We start from the raw sequence: 19,416 nt of genomic DNA on the forward strand, positions 1-19,416 counted from the left end.
AAAGAAAAATGAAAACAGGATAGGAATTAGATGAATTACAATCACTAACTTGTTTTATAATCTCTTTAAATTTCTTAAGTGTACCTTTTCAATGGTGTGCCGAGACATCCACCAATTAGCCCTAAAAATAATTCCATTAAGGACCGGGACATCCATAAATTGCAGACAACAAGTCTTTTTGAAAATATGGAAATGCCAGTAAAGACCAATATTCATCCCGGCTACCATTCCAAATAAAAATCCAGTCAAATAAGTTTTCCTTTTAGGAGGATTTATGCCCGAGTTATATAATTGAAGGTTAATGGTTAACGCTTTATTATAGGCTGCCATAAAGCAAATCCGTAAACAGATGGATAAAACATTCCCCATTGATAATCAATTACTTCATGTGCGTTTTCAAAATCCCCTTGAAGAACATACATAATAGCCAAATTTAAGTTTGAATTAAAATTCACGGCGATTTCCCATCCCATCAGGATAAAGCCAAGGAGATGGTCTTCATTATATAATTGGCCGAATCCGGGCAAGGCGGTAGACCAGAGAAGTGCAGCAACAGGCGATTTGTATGTATTTTTCTTTTCCATGTTTTATTCTCCCTCATAGTCCTATTTTCGCCTATTCAAATTTTAATAAACCCGGTATAAAGTTACATTTACAAAAATTACAAAATTAAAGGGATAAAGGTCGTCTCTTGTAAGATTTCTATGAGTGAATATAGAAGAATGTGTTTTGTGGATTAACTTCATTTTTTTGTTTTTACGAAAAAATAACATATTCAACTTTCGCACCTTAGAAACCTCCCAACCATTGAAATATTTGAGAGCAGGCTCAAAATAGTATGCTACCGGAGCAAGACGAATATTTTTATTAAAACTAATTTTGTTTATTTAAATCATAGAAATTCTGACCATTAAAACTTTGAGCATATACAGATTATCAAAACAATGTTGCAAATCGTAATATTCATTGTGTCTCAGTTTCTTTCGTTTTAACAAGTCGGTGTCTCCTTAGGAATTAATCTCTTTTATTTTCATAAGAACCTAGTGGCAATCCCTCGGCTGTTTTTTGAGTTTAGGGGGGTATTTTCTCCATTGTGCCACTAAAGCACTAAAATCAAATGCATGGAATTCGATATTTGTTAAGCTAATGACAGGCTTATTCTTCCTAAATGTAATTTTACCAGGAGTTTGTTTTAGTATATTTTTATAAATTTGTAACATCCTAAATTAGAAAGAAATGTACGAATAAAATAAAAACACAAGTATCGTGGTGAATGATTATGAAGAATAATGAGGAAAAAGAATCAGGAGCTAATAGCAACAACCGTTTAAGTAAAGAAATCGAAATGATAAAACATAATCTCGGAAATCCACCTGACCTAGTTGTCCGTAAAATATCACTGCCTTTTCAATCTAATGGGAAACAAAATGGATGGATTATATTCTTATCTAGTCTTACCGACCAGCAGCGAATAGCAGAGGAAGTAATCCGCCCTCTAACGGTATTAGTGCACCAATTTAAGACTACGAATGAAACAAGACAGAGTTATTTACTCAAAATAAAGGAATTAATTTCCACAGCACAAGTGGAGCCTGTTGAAAATGTTGATAAGATGGTTTTATCTTTAGTTGAAGGATATGCACTCCTGATACAAAACAGCCAGGGGCTAAAAATCGATCTAAAAAAAGGTTCATACCGATCAATTGATGAACCAGCAAACGAAAAGGCAATTCGGGGACCAAAAGATGGTTTTATTGAAGATCTTTCAACCAATATTGCCCTTATGCGCCAACATCTTCGGCATCCTGATTTTCGCATTATACAACAACCCATAGGCGAAAAATCACAGACTAATGTTGCAGTATTTTATGTTGAAAAATTTGTAAACAAAAATGTTCTCCAGGAGGTTCAAAATCGTCTAGAGGAAGTTAAGTTAGACGCGGTCATGGATGCTGCCTTCATTGAAGAGTCAATTAAGGATCATAAATGGTCTCCTTTTCCGACAATTGAGTATACGGAACGACCGGATAAAACAGTCGCAAGTTTATTAGAGGGAAGAGTAGCTATTATGGTTGAGGGATCACCTTCGTGTTTACTTGCTCCCACCATATTTGCACATTTCATTATGGCTTCTGAAGACCAATATATTATGTCTTATGCTGCTACAGCAATCCGATTTCTGAGAATATTTGCTTTATTAATTGCATTTACCTTGCCGTCACTTTTTATTGCGTTAACGACGATACATCACGGAATGGTGCCTCAGTTTCTTGCAGTAACAATAGCAAAGGCAAGGATAGGCATGCCCTTTCCTATCGCAGTAGAAGTACTGCTCATAGAAATATTGATAGAGCTTGTTCGTGAAGCCGGTTTACGAATGCCAGGACCTGTTGGTCAGTCCGTGACGATTGTGGGAACCCTCGTTATTGGAGATGCAGCGGTATCTGCAGGTATCGTATCTGCTCCAGTTGTAGTCATTATCGCACTTACCACACTGGCATCTTTTGCAATCCCTGGTTACCATACAGCGCTGGCTATTCGCTTATTGCGTTTCCCGATGATGGGAGTTGCCGCAGTGTTAGGATTAGTGGGCATCACATGGTACCTGATGCTAATTATCATTCATTTGGTAAGTATTCGTTCCTTTGGTGTTCCATATATGAAGCCAATAGCACCATGGTCAACGAAGGACACTAAAGATACAATTTTGCGTGTTCCCCGATGGTTCTTAAGCAGATCGTCTGCTTCTTATGCTCGTCCTAAGAAACAATCCTAATCATGCTAGGAAGGAGGAAGATGATTGCAATGAATTCTCACGCCTATGATCAGATAGATTCTAAACAAGTAACTGCATTAATAATCATGACCATTTTTCCGACGGTCATTCTTTTGAATCCCAGTATTCTTCTTCGGGTGAACGGTAAAGATGCTCCATGGGTTTTGTTGCTGGCGATATTTTCAGGATTCCTTTTCGCCCGTATCTCGGTAGTCATTTATCGGAAATTCCCTGCCCAAAGGCAAACTCAAACTTTTTTTATTGCGTTTGGCCGCTGGGTCGGCAGCGTTTTTTGTTTCATTTATTTATTAGTCACCCTGTCACTACTTGTTTTGATTTTCAGAGAATTCGCTGAATTAGCAAGTTGGGCATTTTCATATAGTGATATTCCTGTATCAATTTTATTGATAATGGGAGGAATACTTGCTTTTGTGATGAGTGTTTCTGGGATTGAAGTTATGGCTCGCATGTGTCAGCTGTTTCTACCTGTCTCCATTCTAGTCATTTTAGTCATTTTAATTGCAGCTGTTCCGTGGATGAATTGGAGTTTTTTATCCCCTCCTATTCCGGAAATCAATCAAGATCTTTTCTTGATGGCTGTACATCCCGCCGGTTTTTTTTCAGAGGGTTTATTAATTGGAATGTTTTTCCCCCACGTTCAAGCCAAAATAACCGAACTGTCTCGAGCTATGGTGAGTGGCATGGTTTGGACAGGGGGTATCTGTCTAATTACTTTGATAGGGCTGGTCGCTTTTTTCGGGGGAAAACTTGGTGGAGATTTGACAATGCCCCTTTTACATCTTAGTAAAAGTATTCGTTATGGTACATTTATAAGTCACATGCAAGTATTATTAGTTCCGTTTCTCGTTTCGTCCATATCCATTAAGATGGCTATCGTATTACATGCGATTTCTTTGGGATTCCAGGACTTACTCAAATTGCAGAGTCATCGGATGGCTGCACTTTTTTTTGCAATAATCAGTATTGCAGCTGCATTAATGTTGTTTGATAATACAGCCGATCTATTCCACTACCTTACAAAATATGGTACTTATGTATTGTTTCCAGCTTTTGTGACGTTAACGATCCTTCCTTATAGTTTTGTCACCCTTTTTCATAGAGCTAGGAATGGGAGTGCATAGCATGATCCAAACAAGCAATAAATTTCTTACTGTTTTGTTGGTTTTTATAATGGTTTTGATTATGACTGGATGCGGGCATATTATCCAGCCCGAAGAATTGACTACGATTTCTCTGGCAGGATTTGATAGAGACGGTGATGAGTATATCATTACTATGCACATTCTAAATCCGAATGGTATTTCAACTGGTTCTGCGGGAGGAGACGCTTCCGGAGAGGAACCTGTCCGAGTATTAGCGGCTCGTGGAAAGACGATTACAGAGGCGATCCATGAAGCAAATCGATACAACCCGGGCCATCACTTTTGGGGACATTTGAGTGGAATTTTGATAGGCGAAGAAATGGCTCGGGAAGGAATGGCGCCCATAATAGATGCGTTGGGGCGCAGCAATGAAATGATGGAGACAGCTGAATTATATATCACCAGGGATACTACGGCGAAAGAATTATTATCTACAACAACCAAAGCATCTCCTTTCCCGGCAGAAGCACTTCGAAAAATTGCGAAGTACTCGAGTATGCACACTGCAATCAGAAGGACAAGGTTAAATCAATTCCTGCAGACGATTTCTTCTAATCCCGGTACAGTAGTTATTCCGGGTGTAAAGACAAAAAGTCCGGAAATAAAGTCATCCAAAAATGGGGATATTTTTAACTTGACTGGTATAGCAGTGGTATCTGATTGGAAGCTAAAAGGTTGGCTTGATGGCGAAGAGGCAATGGGGTATATGTGGATAATGGAACAAATAAGTCATCATGGATTCAATGTTCCTTTTAAATCAGGAACCATTAGCCTGGAAGCACTGCCCAACCATACTTCTATAAATGTGGACGTAAATGAGAAAGATGTAAAGCAAATAACGGTAAAAGTGAAGAGTACGGTGATTATAAATGAAGTGAAAGACATTTCGCTTGATATGAGCAAAAACCCGATCGAAACGGAAAAGGAATTACAAGAGGCTCTTAATAAAGAAGTGAAAAAAATAGTGGAACAAACTGTAATACAAACACAAACACTTCACGCAGATGTACTGCAGTTGAACGAGCATGTCCGGATGACATCACCTCAATTATGGAAAAAAATCTCAAACATATGGGAACAAGAACTATTCCCGAACATCGAAGTCCAAGTGGACGCAGAAATATCAATTCGCGATATTGGAGAGTTGTATCGAAGCATTACCAAATATTAGTTTTGCATTCTTAATCTTAAATGTGTATTTAATTAAGGGGTCACAATGACAAACACTGATATTATTTGCTAATACATTATTTTGAAGTGGTAACCTGTAACCCTAATTTTTCTACGCTTAGCAGACAAATCAGGGTTGTTTTTATGTCAACAGTGGACGCAGGGACTGAATGGAACAGGATAGTATTAGGCCTAATAACATCGTAGCTGTCATAGACAGCAATACGGTTTAAAAAGTTCCTATAAACACGTGAGTCTGAACTTTTTGTATCAAAAACAGCATTTATATCCATAATTTTTACTCTTGACCCATTAAGTTCCGTTTCTTAGAAAAATAGGAGCTTCTACTCCTTTTAAAAATACTGTTGTATCAACGTTTTGAAATTTTTTAACATCAAATTGCAGTTGGTGTCAACTATGCTGTTACTACCCCTTTTAGAAGGAAATCTAGCCTCTTGTTGAAAGTACTTTAATAATACTGCAAATCCTAAACGACTTGCCCCTGTTTTATTACCAATCAGTTTTCTTTCAATTGGTAATACTACAAAATGTTCTAGCAGCTCATCTTCATTCCAATTTCGTTTCATAAATATCCATCCCCTAATATTAGAATAGTCACTATTTTGAGTGTAATGTGGAGTTGAAATAAAGTCACGATGTTTATAAAAAAGACGCGATGAAATACGTTGGTAGACTTTTTGTAAATACTGATATAACAGTGTTTTGACGATACTTTGATTAAACTTTTTTATAAAAACCAGACATCAATTTATTATGAAGCGATTGTTTTAATCAATCTTTTTTCAAAAAGCGAATTTATGATATGGCGTGAAATCAACGTTTATCACACACTTTTTATCAAACTTAATTCAAAAGCTACACCAATTCGCCATCTTCTTTTTATTTCCTTTCTAGGTGAAAAGGTGGATTCGTTCTATCAGTTTGCTTCAGAATCGTATCAACCGTTCGGTAAAGGCCCTTATCTTTGCTTAAATGCAGCAGCTGAACACTATTTCAATCCAGTCATTCCAACCGTAAAGGTCACAATTTGTACAGATACACGCAGACCGGTAGGGACATTTACATGCTCTTGCGGCTTTAGCTATTCAAGAAGGGGACCTGACCAAACGGAAGAAGACCCATATAGAATAGGACGTATTAAACAATTTGGTCCCGTTTGGCAGGACAAGCTTTCCTATTTGTTACATGTAGAAAAGCTAAGTTATTATGCGGCAGCTAAGCATTTAAAGGTTGATATTGGTACGGTCAAGAAGTATGCAGGTTTAAAAGCGAAAACCCTATCCAATTATTCGGAGCCTACGGATCTGCTAGAAAGAAAACAAGATCAATGGTTACAGCTTTGCAAAGATAGCCCCAATTTAACTACGTCCAAGCTTCGTAAACAAGAACCAGCTCTATATGCTTGGTTATACCGTCACGATAAGCAATGGTTGCACAAGTATTCACCAAAAACAAGGAGAAATCAAACAACGAATACTCGTGTAGATTGGCGAGAACGTGATCGGGAACTATTAAGAGACATCGAAGTAATCGTCCGAAAACTTCTTGGCGCATCGAAACCCATCCGCCTGACAATCGGTAGAATTGGCAAGGAAGTTAGACTTCTCCCTCTCCTAGAACAACATCTCGACAAACTGTCTTTAACACGGCGGTATTTGCAAGATGTTACCGAAACAACAGAACAATTCCAAATTCGTCGGGTGAAATGGGCGGTGAAAGAGCTATTACATCAACATCAAGAAGTTGTGGACTGGAGAATTAGAAGACTGGCAGGATTAAAGGATACTATTTCAGATTCTGTAAGCAAAGAAATTATTAAACAAGTTAAGCAATACCGGTCCAAAGTTTGATGAAAGGAGAGAAATAATGTGGCATCAATAAAGCTAAAACCATGGTCATTTGATGAGAGAACCGTTAAATTACATTGGTTTGGTCATATACGTTTGACCTCTTCGAACGCATGGAGAATTACTGTAGCTTTTGAAGATCAGCAAAAGGTTGCCCTCGTAGATTATCCTATCGGTCTATTACCAATCCTCCGTATCGGTCAATACTATCAAAACGGTCGACCTCTTGCGACACAGAAAGATGGTATGATCTACACGGTTAATATAGATAATCTCAGCAAAGGGAAAACAGAACAGTCTCTCGATATTTGCCGGCAATTTGGGTATTTTCTTTATGGTAAAGCAGAGCTTATTACTCAAAAAATGTGGTCATTTTATTCAAACGGTGTGAGGTACCATATTCCTCAAGTTGAATTAATAAGGGCCTTATATGTCAAAAATAAATTATTAGCTAACGTATTACTCCGTCCAAATGGTATGGAATATTTACTTAATGATAGCGATATTTCAGAAAAAAGTGCCTCCTTTCATTTTTCTAGAGAGATACCAGCATCTCTTATTAATGAAGAATTTGTACAGCACTTTGCTTGGTTATATTTAGTTCAAGATATCAAAAATTCGTTTGAATCCATTCAAACAAATGTATATGCAAAATCGACTGAATATGGCTTATCTTATGGGCAACCATTAGAACTGATCATTCCCAATCTTCCCAATTCAAATTGGACGTTTCGAGGTAAACGAATTGGTAATGATATAATGATTTATGAATTGCTTAGTTTTACAGGAGCAGAACTTCCTTTGGATCGCATTGAATATAGTCATGTTTCTATAAAAAAACGTAATTATACAGACTTGCCAAATAAAAAGCAGATTTCGAGTATGGGAAAAGAGCAAAATTTTGAAATAGAAACGAATCAGGACAAACATGCAAAAGAAGATACCCATCAACCAGTTGTTGATCAAGAAGCTACACAGATGAAATTTGTAAATCGTCCTAAAATAGAGCGAATTGCTAAATATGAACAGGAGATTCATCAAGGAGATACTTATATTACTAAAGAAGGACGTGGTGGAGCCATAACAACTTCTTCAAGTGTAAATGAATCAATTTCAGGTGGTCAGGCTCAACCAGTTGATTTCAAGACACTAGAAGTGACCAATGAAAAAGACGGTTACGGTCTGGACCAATTTTTTGAAATGATAAAATGCTTTGAAGAGATGTATCCTGAATTACATATAACAATGAGCATCGTGAACTTACCGATAGGTAGAACATTTTCTTGGCTACCTGATGGACGAAGAAGAATTTGTGCTGTGGTAAGCATCAGGAGAAAAGGTGAAAAACCAATACATATTCTAGAAATTGCCCGTCCAGATCAACGTTCTCTTTCAACCTTAATCGTTATATTAAATAAAAAAGGAAACCGAAAAAAAGAAGAAGAAGAACAAATTCAGCAATTACTTGCTGGACTTGTATTTAATAGTGGAAATTGGAGAAAGTATCAGCTTAATAAACTAAGTCATGTTAAGTTAAAGCATACCAGTAAAAGTCCAGAACAATGGGCCGAGCGAGTGATAGCAAAAGTATCTTATCTTGAACAAAGTTAAGTAAAACCTATTGGGACCTAAAAAAATTGAGAATCAAAAATGAGAATAATAGTCCTAATAGTATTTTTATTTGTGGTAAATTTAAACTCTGGTTTTGAAATAAAAAAATGTTATAATACATATAGGGGTATATCTATTTTAACGAAAGGGGAATTGATTTGGACATAAATTATCTAGTTAATATACTTTTATTTGTTTTTGTAGGGTGGTTTGTTTATAAAAGAGTAGCTCCAGTAAAAAGTTTAAGAAATTTAACAGACGAACAACTTCGTGGAAAATTAAAAGCACCCGAAAACAGTACATTAATTGATGTGCGAGAAACTCATGAATATAGTTCTGGCCACATTCATGGTGCTATTAATATACCATTATCTAAGTTGAAGCAAAGCTTAACAGAAATTCCTACAGATAAAGAATTGATCTTATATTGCCAAAGTGGCATACGCAGTAAACAGGCAGCAAAAATTTTGCAGAAGCAAAAATACAAAGATATTTCTCATTTGTCAGGTGGTATTGCCTCCTGGTCAGGAAAGAAAATTAGAGGTAATGGATAAAAAAATTTATTAAGTGGAGGTAATCATATGGAATATAATGACCAAATTAAAAATAGAATGAAGCGAATTGAAGGTCAAGTTAGAGGTATATTAAGAATGATGGAAGAAGGACAAGAGTGTAAAGATCTTGTTGGTCAAATGTCAGCAGTTCGATCAGCCCTAGATCGTGCCATCGGTGTTGTGGTAAGTTCTAATTTAGAGGAATGTGTCCGTCTACAGATGGAAAGAGGCGAAGATACAGACGAACTTATTCAAGAAGCTGTTAATTTATTGGTTAAGAGTAGATAAGTAAGCTTTGGCTGTTTTGTTAATAAAACAGCCTCCATCATTCTATTAAGAAAACAGTTAAATGAAAATTTACGTGTTGACAACTATTTTTTTGTTTGCTAATATACCCATATGGGTATCGTTACTTCTAACAAATTCAGTTATATTTTTTTGAATAATATTATACCCATATCGGTATATGTATATTACTTTTTCAAAGGGAGAGATAGTAAATGGGAGAACAGAAAGAGAAAACAACGATTGTCTTATTTAGTGGGGACTTAGATAAAGCCATTGCGGCATTTATTATTGCCAATGGTGCAGCAGCTTATGATCATGAGGTAACCATTTTTCATACTTTTTGGGGTCTTAATACTTTAAGAAAAGATGAACAAGTACCTGTTAAAAAAGGATTACTTGAAAAAGCGTTTGGGTTTATGATGCCTCGTGGTCCAGAGAAATTTGCATTGTCAAAAATGAATTTTGGTGGAATGGGTCCTAAAATGATCAAACATGTTATGAAAAAACACAATGTGTTATCTCTTCCACAACTGATTGAGATGGCACAAGAACAAGGGGTTAAGCTAGTCGCCTGCACGATGACGATGGATTTACTTGGTTTACAGAAAGATGAACTAATCGATGGACTTGACTATGCAGGTGTGGCTGCCTATCTCGGTGATGCCAATGAAGCCAAAGTGAATTTATTCATATAAAAGTACCTGTGAACGTATTTAGCATGTAACTTTGGTGAAACTAAACGGGAACGAAAGGAGGCAAAAAAGTGGGAACAAAACTGAAAATAGAGGAAGTAAAACCTTTTGATATAGCAAGACGATTAAAAAATGATGAAAATCTCAACATCATTGATGTTAGAGAGGACAATGAAGTGGAAACAGGGAAAATCCCAGGGGCAAAACACATTCCTTTAGGAGAAATCTTAACTCGAACAGATGAATTGGATAAAGATAAAGAATACATTATGGTCTGTCGTTCCGGCAACCGTAGTGGCTTAGCATCTGATTGGTTAACGGACAAAGGATTTAAGGTCAAAAATATGGCTGGTGGGATGTCCGAATGGGACAGTGATTTAGAATAAAAAATGGAGGGATAAGATATGACTATTCAAACGGATCATGTGTTAGATGCAAAGGGACTTGCTTGCCCGATGCCAATTGTAAAAACGAAAAAGGCAATGAAAGATTTAGAATCTGGGCAGGTGATTGAGGTGCAAGCGACGGATAAAGGGTCACTTGCTGATATTCAGGCATGGGCAAAGAGCAGTGGACACCAGTACCTAGGGTCAACAGAAGAGGGTGATGTGCTGAAACATTACCTTCGCAAAGCAAGCGAATCCGAAGTAAAAGAAGATAAGGACTATCCTCACATCATAAAAAATGATGAATTACAAGAAAAGTTAGATGCTGGAGAAAAGGTTACTGTACTTGATGTCCGTGAGCCTGCAGAATATAGTTTTGGGCACATTCCTGGTGCAAAATCCATTCCGTTGGGTGAACTAGAGAATCGAGCAGATGAGTTGGATAAAGAAAGTGAAGTTTACGTTGTGTGTCGTACCGGCAACCGTAGTGACTTAGCTTCTAAGCAGCTTGCTGATAAAGGCTTTGAAAATGTAAAGAATGTCGTTCAGGGCATGGCTGAATGGTCTGGACCTATTGAAAAAGATCAATAAAAAATAAACTGGAGGAATGTAAAATGGCAACTAAAGTAGCGATTATCGCAAGTAATGGCAGTTTGTTTGATGCTTACAAAGTGTTTAATGTAGCAACAGCTGCGGCAGCAAGTGATGCCGAAGTGGGGATCTTCTTCACTTTTGAAGGGTTAAATTTGATTCACAAGGAAGGACATAAGCAACTTCCGATCCCCGAAGGCCGTGAGCATTTTCAAGAGGGATTTAAAAAGGAAAATATTCCGTCCATTCCGGAATTATTAGAAATGGCCAAAGAAATGGGTGTTAAGATTATTGCCTGCCAAATGACAATGGATGTCATGAGCCTTGATAAAGATGCATTTGTTGATGGCATTGAAGTTGGTGGTGCAGCAACCTTTATTCAATATGCATCAGATGCCAATATTACATTAACATTCTAGAGGAGGTTTTTTGATTGGGTATGAAATTAATTTCAGCAAAAGAAGTGACCGAAAAGGTTTTAAGTAATAAAGACTTATTTATTTTGGACGTTAGAAATGAAGATGCGTTTAGTGATTGGAAAATCGAAGGGAAACAAATTGATCACCTAAATGTCCCTTATTTCGATTTGATTGACGGGGTTGATGAGATTGTTGATAAACTCCCGAAAGATAGGGAAATTCTTGTCGTTTGTGCAAAACAAGGATCATCTGAAATGGTTGGGGAGCATTTAGTTGACGCTGGCTTTGAGGATGTATTTGTTCTTGAAGGCGGTATGAAGACATGGAGTGAATATTTAAATCCGGTAAAACTTGGTGATTTGAAAGACGGTGGCTCTATTTATCAATTTGTTCGTATTGGTAAAGGCTGTCTCTCTTATTTCATTGAATCAAACGGAGAAGCGATTGTTGTTGACTCTACCCGGACAGTTGATGCGTATCTCGACTTTGCCAAAGAAAAAAATGTCACCATTAAGCATGTTCTTGATACGCACTTACATGCTGATCATATTTCAGGTGGGCGTTTATTACAAGAGCGTACAGGTGCGACGTACTATTTGCCACCGAAAGATGCAGAAGAAGTACAATTCGATTATGAGCCTCTTGTAGAGGGAAGAGACCTTTCAGTGGGAAATACAAAAGTGAAAGTTGAGCCACTGTATTCACCAGGTCATACCATCGGAAGTACATCATTGGTTGTTGACGATCAATACTTGTTAACCGGCGATATCCTTTTTGTAGAATCCATTGGCCGTCCTGACCTTGCTGGGAAGGCAGGGGACTGGGCAGATGATTTACGCAATACGTTATATGACAAATATAAGGAATTATCACACGAGCTCATTGTTCTTCCAGCACACTTTGGAAATGTAAGTGAATTAGATGATCAAGGTGGAGTACAGGCAAAGCTTGGCGATCTATATGAGAAAAATGCAGGTTTAAATATGGATGAAAAGGAATTTCGTCGTGCTGTATCAGAAAACCTTCCACCACAGCCGAACGCTTATCAAGAAATTCGTCAAACCAATATGGGTAAAATCAACCCAAATGAGGAAGATCAACGTGAAATGGAAATTGGACCAAACCGTTGTGCTATACACGGATAACTTTTAAAACATTAGGAGGAATGAAAAAATGAATGCAGATAAAGTATTAGATGCAAAAGGGCTTGCATGTCCAATGCCTATTGTGAAAACGAAAAAGGCGATAAACGAATTAAATGCAGGAGAAGTATTGGAAATACATGCCACTGATAAAGGGGCAAAAAGTGACCTTACCGCATGGGCGAAATCTGGTGGTCATGAATTATTACAAGATACAGAAGATGATGGTATACTCAAATTTTGGATAAAAAAAGGATAAAGGAGACCCACTAGTTGGGTCCCCTCTTATTAGGAGGGAAAGAACATGGAATACGGTATCATTTTTATTGTAACAATTTTTCTTATTGGTTTTATCGGTTCGTTTATTTCCGGAATGGTAGGAATCGGTGGATCCATCATTAAATATCCAATGTTATTATACATCCCATCCTTGGTTGGGCTATCTGCTTTTACGGCCCATGAAGTTTCTGGAATTAGTGCTGTTCAGGTTTTATTCGCAACAATAGGTGGAGTATGGGCATATCGGAAAGGCGGATATTTAAATAAAACGTTAATCATCTATATGGGAACAAGTATTTTAATTGGGAGCTTTATTGGTGGTTACGGATCGCAATTCATGACAAATGGTGGGGTTAATCTTGTTTATGGTTTATTAGCAACTATAGCTGCCGTTATGATGTTTGTGCCGAAAAAAGGTATTGATGATACCCCGATGGAACAAGTTACTTTCAATAAATGGCTAGCTGCCTTTTTGGCGTTCTTAGTTGGTATTGGTGCAGGGATAGTAGGTGCAGCTGGTGCGTTTATTTTAGTTCCAATTATGTTATTAGTATTAAAAATCCCAACTAGAATGACAATTGCGACATCATTAGCCATTACATTCATTTCCTCGATCGGTGCAACAACTGGCAAGCTGTTAACTGGTCAAGTTCTATTTGTTCCTGCTGCAGTCATGATTATTGCAAGTTTGATCGCCTCACCGTTAGGAGCCAATTTCGGGAAAAAAGTAAATACGAAGATATTGCAATGGATATTAGCGCTATTAATATTTGGAACAGCAATAAAAATTTGGTTAGATATTTTAAGTTAGATGAATGAGGGGAAAAAGATGACAGAAAAGAAATTCAATCCTGATAAAGCACATATGCTTATGAGTGATGATCGCAAAGCGTTATTGCCACCGGATGACATTATTAAACATTTGAATCTACGTTCAGCTGACGTTGTTGCAGATCTTGGAGCGGGGAATGGATATTTTGCAATTCCTATTGCAAAATATACAAACAATACTTTGTACGCTGTTGATATAGAGCCGAAGATGCTTGACATGCTAAAGGAAAATGCAACGAAAGAAGGAATTCGTAACATTAATTATGTAGTAAGTGATCTGGAAAGTATTCAACTTAATGACGATTCAGTAAACAAAGCTATCGCTTCACTGGTAATTCATGAGGTTACGAGTTTAGATATTGCACTTAGTGAAATTAAAAGAATTCTAAAACCAGGTGGACAGTTACTATTGATTGAATGGGAAGCTATTCAAACAGAATCAGGGCCACCACTTCATGAAAGAATTCCTTCTAAAGCTATGCTTGATATTTTGATGAAGTATGGTTTTGAGGTGGAGGTTACTCACTTAAATTCCGTACACTATGCAGTGAATGCAGTTTTAAGCTAAAGGGGAAGAGCAAATGAAACACATGTGGAATATGTTGTGACCTTCACAAAAATTACTGTTCCTGGTAGGAATAGGATTTGTAATTGTTTCTATAGTAACTAGGATCTTATAACATCTGTTATGAGTTCATATAAAACAAGGAGGATGAAGTATGTTTCATTATACGGTCGAAACAAATAAAACGATGGAAGAAGCAATCCAATTACTTGAGGAAAACTTAAAGGAAGAAAAATTTGGGGTCCTCTGGCAATTTGATATTAAGGAAAAATTACAGGAAAAAGGATTGGATTTTAACCAACCTTACCTTGTGTTAGAAGTTTGTAATCCTCATGAAGCACAACGTGTGTTATCGCAAAATCAAATGGTTGGATATTTTTTACCATGTAAAATAGTGGTTTATGAAGATGCAGGGCAGACGAAGATTGGTATGCCAAGACCTACGGCACTAATACAAATGGTAAATGATGAATCGATTAAGGAGTTTGCAGCAGATATAGAGGAAAGACTCATGAAGTGTATGGATAAAAGTATTTGACCTTATCTATCAATAGAAGAAAGTGTTGATACCAAGAAAGAAGTGGTATGGTGATGGGAAAACGATTAATTTATTTAAAAAGGTATAAATATTATTGATGAGAATTATTTCCTAACGCCTTCAGAAAGATATTGAATATCTTTCGAATGCTATGCATGATTTTAATGCTCCTAAATACACGAATTATTGAAATAGCTGTTGAAAGTGGAGTGCGGTTATTTGATTGATTTAGATGTAAAGATACCACAAATTTTGTTTATCCTGCTGAACAAATCTCTATAAAGTGGCTATTAGATGAAGCGAGCTCCGCCGATTTATTTGTTCACTTTAAGTATTATAATAATCTGCAACGTTATTTGCCCTCCCCTTTGCTTTTTTTCTAATGTCTAGGAGTGTTTATTTTAGGGAGAATAACCCACTTTAAGCAATCGCTAAGGTGGGTTTATTAATTTTGTAGTATGTTGTTTATATTACGGATTTTCTCTAGAAACAAGTAAAGACAAAGCTTTTAAAGCCTTAAACATGATTATCAATTAATCATTCTTGAAAATTATAACAAAATACATAAATATACAATTTATAACCAAGAAATTATATTAAGGCTTTGAACGATATGTTCTCGTAAAAATGAAGTGTAAATATGTTCATTTTCATTAAACTTTCATATTCCGCTTTTATACTTTAACTATAAATTTAAAGAAGGAGCTATTCGTATGCCATCAGCTTGGTTAATCGGTCCTCTTGTCATTAAAAGCTCTCTTGTAATACAAATCGTAAGTCTTGGAATGGGACTTGTCTGGTTTGGGTTTACGAGTCCATTTTCAAAAACAGAAACTAAAAAGCGTTTAGATGAAGTGGGGAACTTGCTGATAGCATTTGTGATTTCGCTATTCATTGGAAAAATCATTATTAATTTCTCAACATTCATTAATGATCCACTTGCAATCCTCGCATATCCAAGTGATTCAAAGGCATTCTATATTGCATTTCTATTCACTGGACTCTATGCAAAAATTAAGATTGTCAAGGGTTCCCAGCATTTCTTTGCTCTACTTTTCTCTTGGATCAATGTCTTCTTTGCTGCATCTTTTGTGTACGAATTTGTCCAAATTATTTGGGGAAGTAGTGTACATACATGGGGGTACTTAGGATTACTGTTTGTTTTTCTAATTATTATTATTTCGTTACAGGGACAGCTCCCAATAGAAATGCTTGTGTTTATAGCAGTGTTGGGGTGGAGTGCAGGACAATGGCTGTTGTCCATATTCTCTAATACAACGGTATTTCAATTCAACCTACATCCGTGGTTTTATGGGATCATTTGCATCGGTAGTATATTCCTGATTATTTATAAAAGGAAGGTGAAATCATGACTGCAGCTACAGACATTACAATATGGCTTGCATTAGGTGCAGGGATCCTTTCTTTCCTTTCACCGTGCACTTTGCCTATTTTTCCCGCGTATTTGTCATACATCACTGGAATGAGTATAAAAGAAATACAGAATAAAAGTGAGATAAAGGTACGGAGCAAGTTATTGCTACATTCCGTCTTCTTCTTGCTTGGTGTATCGATGATTTTTATAAGTTTAGGGGTAGGAGTTTCCTTTCTAGGACAATGGATTCAAGGGTTATTGTCAGGACAATCAGGTCTTTTCCTTCAACGGATTGCCGGTATTTTCATTATTATTATGGGATTATTTGTCGCGGGATGGCTTCAACTGACAAGTTTAATGAAAGAAAAACGTTTTCGTTTTAATAAAAAACCGGTAGGCTATTTAGGATCTATTTTTGTTGGAATGGGTTTTGCGGCAGGATGGACACCGTGCATCGGCCCCATTTTCGCATCCATTCTTGTTGTGGCAGGGAGTAACCCAACACAAGGAGCTTTATATACAATTATGTATGTTATTGGCTTTGCGATACCATTTCTTGTGCTTACCTTTTTCCTAGGTTCAATGAAGTGGCTTTTACGTTATAGCCAAAAGATTATGAAAATCGGCGGTACGATCATGATAGTTATGGGTGTTCTGTTGTTTACAGGGCAAATGGCTCGAATATCAAATTTTTTACTAAGATTTGTTCAAGATAGCTGGTTATCAAACTTAGGATGATAGGGGGCGTTTAAAATGAAAAAAGTAATAATTATTTTGGTTCTTATTGGGATGTTTGGGTGGGCAATCTATGATTTGGTTTATCAGAACAGTGATACGTCCAATCAAAGTACTAGTGAAAAGTTAAAACAAGAAGAAGCTAGTTCAGTTGGCGATGAGGAAGATCATTCAACTGATCATAAGAGTGCAACAATAGAAGATGCTACAGTTGGACTAAACGTAGGAAACATTGCACCAGACTTTCAGCTTCAAACGTTAGAGGGTGAGACCGAAAAGTTATCAGACTATCGAGGTGAACGTGTGATGGTCAACTTTTGGGCTACTTGGTGTCCACCGTGTCGTGCTGAAATGCCAGATATGGTTAAATTCCATCAGGATAAGGATGTTGTTATTTTGGCTGTCAATTTGACACAAACAGAGCCAGGAATGCAAGAGGTAAAAGAATTTGTAAAAGAGTTTGAATTGGCTTTTCCTGTCTTGTTAGATAAAGAAATAGAAGTAGCAACCAAGTATGAGATACGTCCGATTCCAACTTCCTATATGATTGATTCGAATGGAATTATTCAGTACAAAGCATTAGGTGCATTAAATTATGAAATGATGGTTGAAGAATTTGAGAAGATGAAATAGTCCCGATTCTTGAGTACAATAGGGGCGGGGTGATTTAGTGAAACAAACTATTTTAGTTGTGGAAGACGATAAAATGATTCGTGAACTTTTATGTATTTATTTGAAAAAAGCAGGACATGAAGTGGTTGAAGCAGTTGATGGTGAAATGGCAAAGGATGCCTTCTTAACTTATCATCCGTGCTTAATTGTGCTTGATTTGATGCTACCCAGACTAAGTGGAGAGGAATTTTGTGAGTGGGTTAAGGAACAAGAACGCAATGAGGTATCAGTTATCATGTTGTCAGCAAAGGTGCGTATAGATGACAAAATTAATGGTTTGAAAATAGGTGCCGATGGGTATTTGACGAAACCGTTTGATCCAGACGAACTTGTAGCTAATGTAGAAGCAGTCCTACGGAGAACAGGACAGTTTTGCCAAAAAATTATACACGGAGGACTATGTATCAAGCCAAGGAAAGGGGAGGTTCTGCTGTACGATAAACAACTTCGTTTGACGAAACATGAGTTTAATCTCCTTTATCATTTTATGGAAAACCCAAACATCGTTCTATCGAGAGACCATCTCATTAATCAACTATATCCATATGCTAATAAGACTGTCTTGGATCGTACCATAGATGCCCATATCAAAAAACTGAGGGAAAAAATTGAAGACAATCCTTCTTCACCAGACCGGATTCAGACAGTACGAGGAATGGGGTACAAATTTGTTCAGTAAACTGCGGAAATCATTGCTACCCAAAAATTTACTATGGCGTCTTACTATATCAAATATAGTAGTTATCACCTCTTTTGTCATTTTTACTAGTTGGGCGATTTATAACACAGCTTGTTTTTTGGTCGAGGGGATGGTAACAATGGATGCTCAGAAGCAAGACCAGTTTAATGCTACTCTCTTTGAATACTTATGGATTTTCAGTCTTACCGCAATTATCACGGGAAGTATCATAAACTTTTATTTAACTAGAAAACTAGTACGTCCATTACGGGAATTAATAAAATCTACGAAAAGAATGAGGCAAGGTCACTATCCCAAACCAATCAAAGTAACATCTAGGGATGAGACAGGACAACTAATTGGACACTTTAATGAATTAGTTCAGCAATTGAAAATCAATCAACAGTACAAGCAGAAGCTTGTGTCAGATTTATCCCATGAATTTCGTACTCCCTTATCAAATTTAAATGGTTATTTAAGTGCATTGAAAAATGGTGTGATTGCGGGTGATCCAAAGCTGTTTCATTCGCTCTATGAGGAGTCTAATCGACTTACAACCATGGTTCAACAGCTAGAACAACTAAAAGAATGGGATTATGTGTCGAAACAATCTTTCGCTGAAAAAGAATACGTAGACATGGCCTTGCTTATTGAGCAATCAGTAGAGATGTTTCGTTGGTCGTTGAATAAAACAGGTATTACAGTGGAAATGCAAGTTGAGCGCGGTATAGCAAATGTTAACAACGGGGGAATTACACAGGTTGTCAGTAACTTGATTGAAAATGCAATTCGTTATTATCAAGGGAGTGGGCCAATTTCGATAAAAGGGGAATGTAAAGACACGGTGTACAAAGTATCAGTCATTGGTCAGGGACAGGCAATCCCAGAAACAGAACAAGAGAATATTTTTGAGCGATTTTATCGTACAGACACCTCTCGTAACCGTAAAACTGGGGGATCTGGACTTGGTCTTGCCATTTCAAGGGAAATTGTCAAACACCACAATGGCAGGATCGGAATAAACTCAACCGGTTATTATCATACCTTCTGGTTTACTTTGCCTTTTCGTCGTAATAAATAAA

22 protein-coding genes and 1 pseudogene are annotated in these 19,416 nt (G+C 37.0%); 21 read left to right on the top strand and 2 right to left on the bottom strand.

Annotation, left to right across the window (positions count from 1 at the left end; genetic code table 11):
- Positions 1 to 305: 305 nt before the first annotated feature.
- Positions 306 to 584, bottom strand: a complete 279-nt coding sequence (locus NC797_RS07370) for a hypothetical protein (protein WP_272436132.1) — start codon at positions 582 to 584, stop codon at positions 306 to 308.
- A 695-nt stretch (positions 585 to 1,279) separates the two neighbouring features.
- Between NC797_RS07370 and NC797_RS07375 the strand changes: the two genes are divergently transcribed.
- The 3 genes from NC797_RS07375 to NC797_RS07385 are packed head-to-tail and all read left to right on the top strand — an operon-like array spanning position 1,280 to position 5,110.
- Positions 1,280 to 2,776, top strand: a complete 1,497-nt coding sequence (locus NC797_RS07375; RefSeq protein ID WP_272436133.1) for a spore germination protein — start codon at positions 1,280 to 1,282, stop codon at positions 2,774 to 2,776.
- 20 nt (positions 2,777 to 2,796) lie between these two features.
- Positions 2,797 to 3,918, top strand: coding sequence for a GerAB/ArcD/ProY family transporter (locus NC797_RS07380; protein WP_272436134.1), 1,122 nt, complete (start codon positions 2,797 to 2,799; stop codon positions 3,916 to 3,918).
- A gap of 1 nt (position 3,919) precedes the next feature.
- A complete protein-coding gene (locus tag NC797_RS07385; RefSeq protein ID WP_272436135.1) occupies positions 3,920 to 5,110 on the top strand; it encodes a Ger(x)C family spore germination protein in 1,191 nt (396 codons plus the stop codon).
- A 430-nt stretch (positions 5,111 to 5,540) separates the two neighbouring features.
- Here the strand turns inward: NC797_RS07385 and NC797_RS07390 are convergent.
- A pseudogene (locus NC797_RS07390) lies at positions 5,541 to 5,696 on the bottom strand (DUF4158 domain-containing protein); the annotation flags it as partial.
- A gap of 231 nt (positions 5,697 to 5,927) precedes the next feature.
- On the opposite strand from NC797_RS07390, the gene NC797_RS07395 reads away from it, so the two are divergent.
- The 18 genes from NC797_RS07395 to NC797_RS07480 all read left to right on the top strand — a co-directional run bounded on the left by NC797_RS07395 (position 5,928) and on the right by NC797_RS07480 (position 19,415).
- Positions 5,928 to 6,980, top strand: coding sequence for a TnsD family Tn7-like transposition protein (locus NC797_RS07395; RefSeq protein WP_272436136.1), 1,053 nt, complete (start codon positions 5,928 to 5,930; stop codon positions 6,978 to 6,980).
- A gap of 18 nt (positions 6,981 to 6,998) precedes the next feature.
- Positions 6,999 to 8,588 carry a Tn7-like element transposition protein TnsE gene (locus tag NC797_RS07400; RefSeq protein ID WP_272436137.1) on the top strand — a complete coding sequence of 530 codons (1,590 nt, stop codon included), beginning with the start codon at positions 6,999 to 7,001 and terminating at the stop codon, positions 8,586 to 8,588.
- Positions 8,589 to 8,746: 158 nt separating this feature from the next.
- Positions 8,747 to 9,142 carry a rhodanese-like domain-containing protein gene (locus NC797_RS07405; protein WP_272436138.1) on the top strand — a complete coding sequence of 132 codons (396 nt, stop codon included), beginning with the start codon at positions 8,747 to 8,749 and terminating at the stop codon, positions 9,140 to 9,142.
- A 27-nt stretch (positions 9,143 to 9,169) separates the two neighbouring features.
- Positions 9,170 to 9,430 (top strand): metal-sensitive transcriptional regulator, encoded by a 261-nt coding sequence (locus tag NC797_RS07410; protein WP_272436139.1) that lies wholly within the window; start codon positions 9,170 to 9,172, stop codon positions 9,428 to 9,430.
- 212 nt (positions 9,431 to 9,642) lie between these two features.
- The gene (locus NC797_RS07415; RefSeq protein WP_272436140.1) at positions 9,643 to 10,125 is read left to right on the top strand and encodes a DsrE/DsrF/DrsH-like family protein; all 483 of its coding nucleotides are present in this window, start codon (positions 9,643 to 9,645) and stop codon (positions 10,123 to 10,125) included.
- A gap of 68 nt (positions 10,126 to 10,193) precedes the next feature.
- A complete protein-coding gene (locus NC797_RS07420; protein ID WP_272436141.1) occupies positions 10,194 to 10,508 on the top strand; it encodes a rhodanese-like domain-containing protein in 315 nt (104 codons plus the stop codon).
- Between the two features lie 18 nt (positions 10,509 to 10,526).
- Positions 10,527 to 11,099: a sulfurtransferase TusA family protein gene (locus NC797_RS07425; protein ID WP_272436142.1), complete on the top strand. Its 573-nt coding sequence runs from the start codon at positions 10,527 to 10,529 to the stop codon at positions 11,097 to 11,099.
- Between the two features lie 23 nt (positions 11,100 to 11,122).
- Entirely contained in the window at positions 11,123 to 11,518 is a 396-nt protein-coding gene (locus NC797_RS07430; protein ID WP_272436143.1) for a DsrE/DsrF/DrsH-like family protein, read from the top strand.
- A 14-nt stretch (positions 11,519 to 11,532) separates the two neighbouring features.
- Positions 11,533 to 12,663, top strand: coding sequence for an MBL fold metallo-hydrolase (locus NC797_RS07435; protein ID WP_272436144.1), 1,131 nt, complete (start codon positions 11,533 to 11,535; stop codon positions 12,661 to 12,663).
- A 28-nt stretch (positions 12,664 to 12,691) separates the two neighbouring features.
- Positions 12,692 to 12,919 carry a sulfurtransferase TusA family protein gene (locus tag NC797_RS07440; RefSeq protein WP_272436145.1) on the top strand — a complete coding sequence of 76 codons (228 nt, stop codon included), beginning with the start codon at positions 12,692 to 12,694 and terminating at the stop codon, positions 12,917 to 12,919.
- A gap of 45 nt (positions 12,920 to 12,964) precedes the next feature.
- Positions 12,965 to 13,750 (top strand): sulfite exporter TauE/SafE family protein, encoded by a 786-nt coding sequence (locus tag NC797_RS07445; RefSeq protein WP_272436146.1) that lies wholly within the window; start codon positions 12,965 to 12,967, stop codon positions 13,748 to 13,750.
- An 18-nt stretch (positions 13,751 to 13,768) separates the two neighbouring features.
- Positions 13,769 to 14,338 carry a class I SAM-dependent methyltransferase gene (locus NC797_RS07450; RefSeq protein WP_272436147.1) on the top strand — a complete coding sequence of 190 codons (570 nt, stop codon included), beginning with the start codon at positions 13,769 to 13,771 and terminating at the stop codon, positions 14,336 to 14,338.
- Positions 14,339 to 14,489: 151 nt separating this feature from the next.
- Complete coding sequence (locus NC797_RS07455; RefSeq protein WP_272436148.1) at positions 14,490 to 14,873, top strand: DUF302 domain-containing protein; 384 nt, start codon at positions 14,490 to 14,492, stop codon at positions 14,871 to 14,873.
- Positions 14,874 to 15,586: 713 nt separating this feature from the next.
- Positions 15,587 to 16,246 carry a hypothetical protein gene (locus tag NC797_RS07460; RefSeq protein ID WP_272436149.1) on the top strand — a complete coding sequence of 220 codons (660 nt, stop codon included), beginning with the start codon at positions 15,587 to 15,589 and terminating at the stop codon, positions 16,244 to 16,246.
- Positions 16,243 to 16,986, top strand: coding sequence for a cytochrome c biogenesis CcdA family protein (locus tag NC797_RS07465; RefSeq protein WP_272436150.1), 744 nt, complete (start codon positions 16,243 to 16,245; stop codon positions 16,984 to 16,986). The genes NC797_RS07460 and NC797_RS07465 overlap by 4 nt, the downstream gene beginning before the upstream one ends.
- A gap of 15 nt (positions 16,987 to 17,001) precedes the next feature.
- On the top strand, positions 17,002 to 17,616 hold the full coding sequence (locus tag NC797_RS07470) for a peroxiredoxin family protein (protein ID WP_272436151.1): 615 nt from the start codon (positions 17,002 to 17,004) through the stop codon (positions 17,614 to 17,616).
- Positions 17,617 to 17,653: 37 nt separating this feature from the next.
- Positions 17,654 to 18,334 carry a response regulator transcription factor gene (locus tag NC797_RS07475; protein WP_272436152.1) on the top strand — a complete coding sequence of 227 codons (681 nt, stop codon included), beginning with the start codon at positions 17,654 to 17,656 and terminating at the stop codon, positions 18,332 to 18,334.
- 139 nt (positions 18,335 to 18,473) lie between these two features.
- On the top strand, positions 18,474 to 19,415 hold the full coding sequence (locus tag NC797_RS07480; RefSeq protein ID WP_272436153.1) for a sensor histidine kinase: 942 nt from the start codon (positions 18,474 to 18,476) through the stop codon (positions 19,413 to 19,415).
- Position 19,416 lies beyond the last annotated feature (1 nt).

The sequence above is a fragment of the Terrihalobacillus insolitus genome (assembly GCF_028416575.1).
GTDB lineage: Bacteria > Bacillota > Bacilli > Bacillales > Amphibacillaceae > Terrihalobacillus > Terrihalobacillus insolitus.

Coding starts and splice junctions, on each gene's coding strand:
- NC797_RS07455 (WP_272436148.1), top strand. CDS start 14,490: ATGTTTCATTATACGGTCGAAACAAATAAAACGATGGAAGAAGCAATC.
- NC797_RS07450 (WP_272436147.1), top strand. CDS start 13,769: ATGACAGAAAAGAAATTCAATCCTGATAAAGCACATATGCTTATGAGT.
- NC797_RS07440 (WP_272436145.1), top strand. CDS start 12,692: ATGAATGCAGATAAAGTATTAGATGCAAAAGGGCTTGCATGTCCAATG.
- NC797_RS07470 (WP_272436151.1), top strand. CDS start 17,002: ATGAAAAAAGTAATAATTATTTTGGTTCTTATTGGGATGTTTGGGTGG.
- NC797_RS07425 (WP_272436142.1), top strand. CDS start 10,527: ATGACTATTCAAACGGATCATGTGTTAGATGCAAAGGGACTTGCTTGC.
- NC797_RS07385 (WP_272436135.1), top strand. CDS start 3,920: ATGATCCAAACAAGCAATAAATTTCTTACTGTTTTGTTGGTTTTTATA.
- NC797_RS07445 (WP_272436146.1), top strand. CDS start 12,965: ATGGAATACGGTATCATTTTTATTGTAACAATTTTTCTTATTGGTTTT.
- NC797_RS07370 (WP_272436132.1), bottom strand. CDS start 584: ATGGAAAAGAAAAATACATACAAATCGCCTGTTGCTGCACTTCTCTGG.
- NC797_RS07415 (WP_272436140.1), top strand. CDS start 9,643: ATGGGAGAACAGAAAGAGAAAACAACGATTGTCTTATTTAGTGGGGAC.
- NC797_RS07460 (WP_272436149.1), top strand. CDS start 15,587: ATGCCATCAGCTTGGTTAATCGGTCCTCTTGTCATTAAAAGCTCTCTT.
- NC797_RS07375 (WP_272436133.1), top strand. CDS start 1,280: ATGAAGAATAATGAGGAAAAAGAATCAGGAGCTAATAGCAACAACCGT.
- NC797_RS07380 (WP_272436134.1), top strand. CDS start 2,797: ATGATTGCAATGAATTCTCACGCCTATGATCAGATAGATTCTAAACAA.
- NC797_RS07410 (WP_272436139.1), top strand. CDS start 9,170: ATGGAATATAATGACCAAATTAAAAATAGAATGAAGCGAATTGAAGGT.
- NC797_RS07465 (WP_272436150.1), top strand. CDS start 16,243: ATGACTGCAGCTACAGACATTACAATATGGCTTGCATTAGGTGCAGGG.
- NC797_RS07430 (WP_272436143.1), top strand. CDS start 11,123: ATGGCAACTAAAGTAGCGATTATCGCAAGTAATGGCAGTTTGTTTGAT.
- NC797_RS07395 (WP_272436136.1), top strand. CDS start 5,928: ATGATATGGCGTGAAATCAACGTTTATCACACACTTTTTATCAAACTT.
- NC797_RS07480 (WP_272436153.1), top strand. CDS start 18,474: ATGGATGCTCAGAAGCAAGACCAGTTTAATGCTACTCTCTTTGAATAC.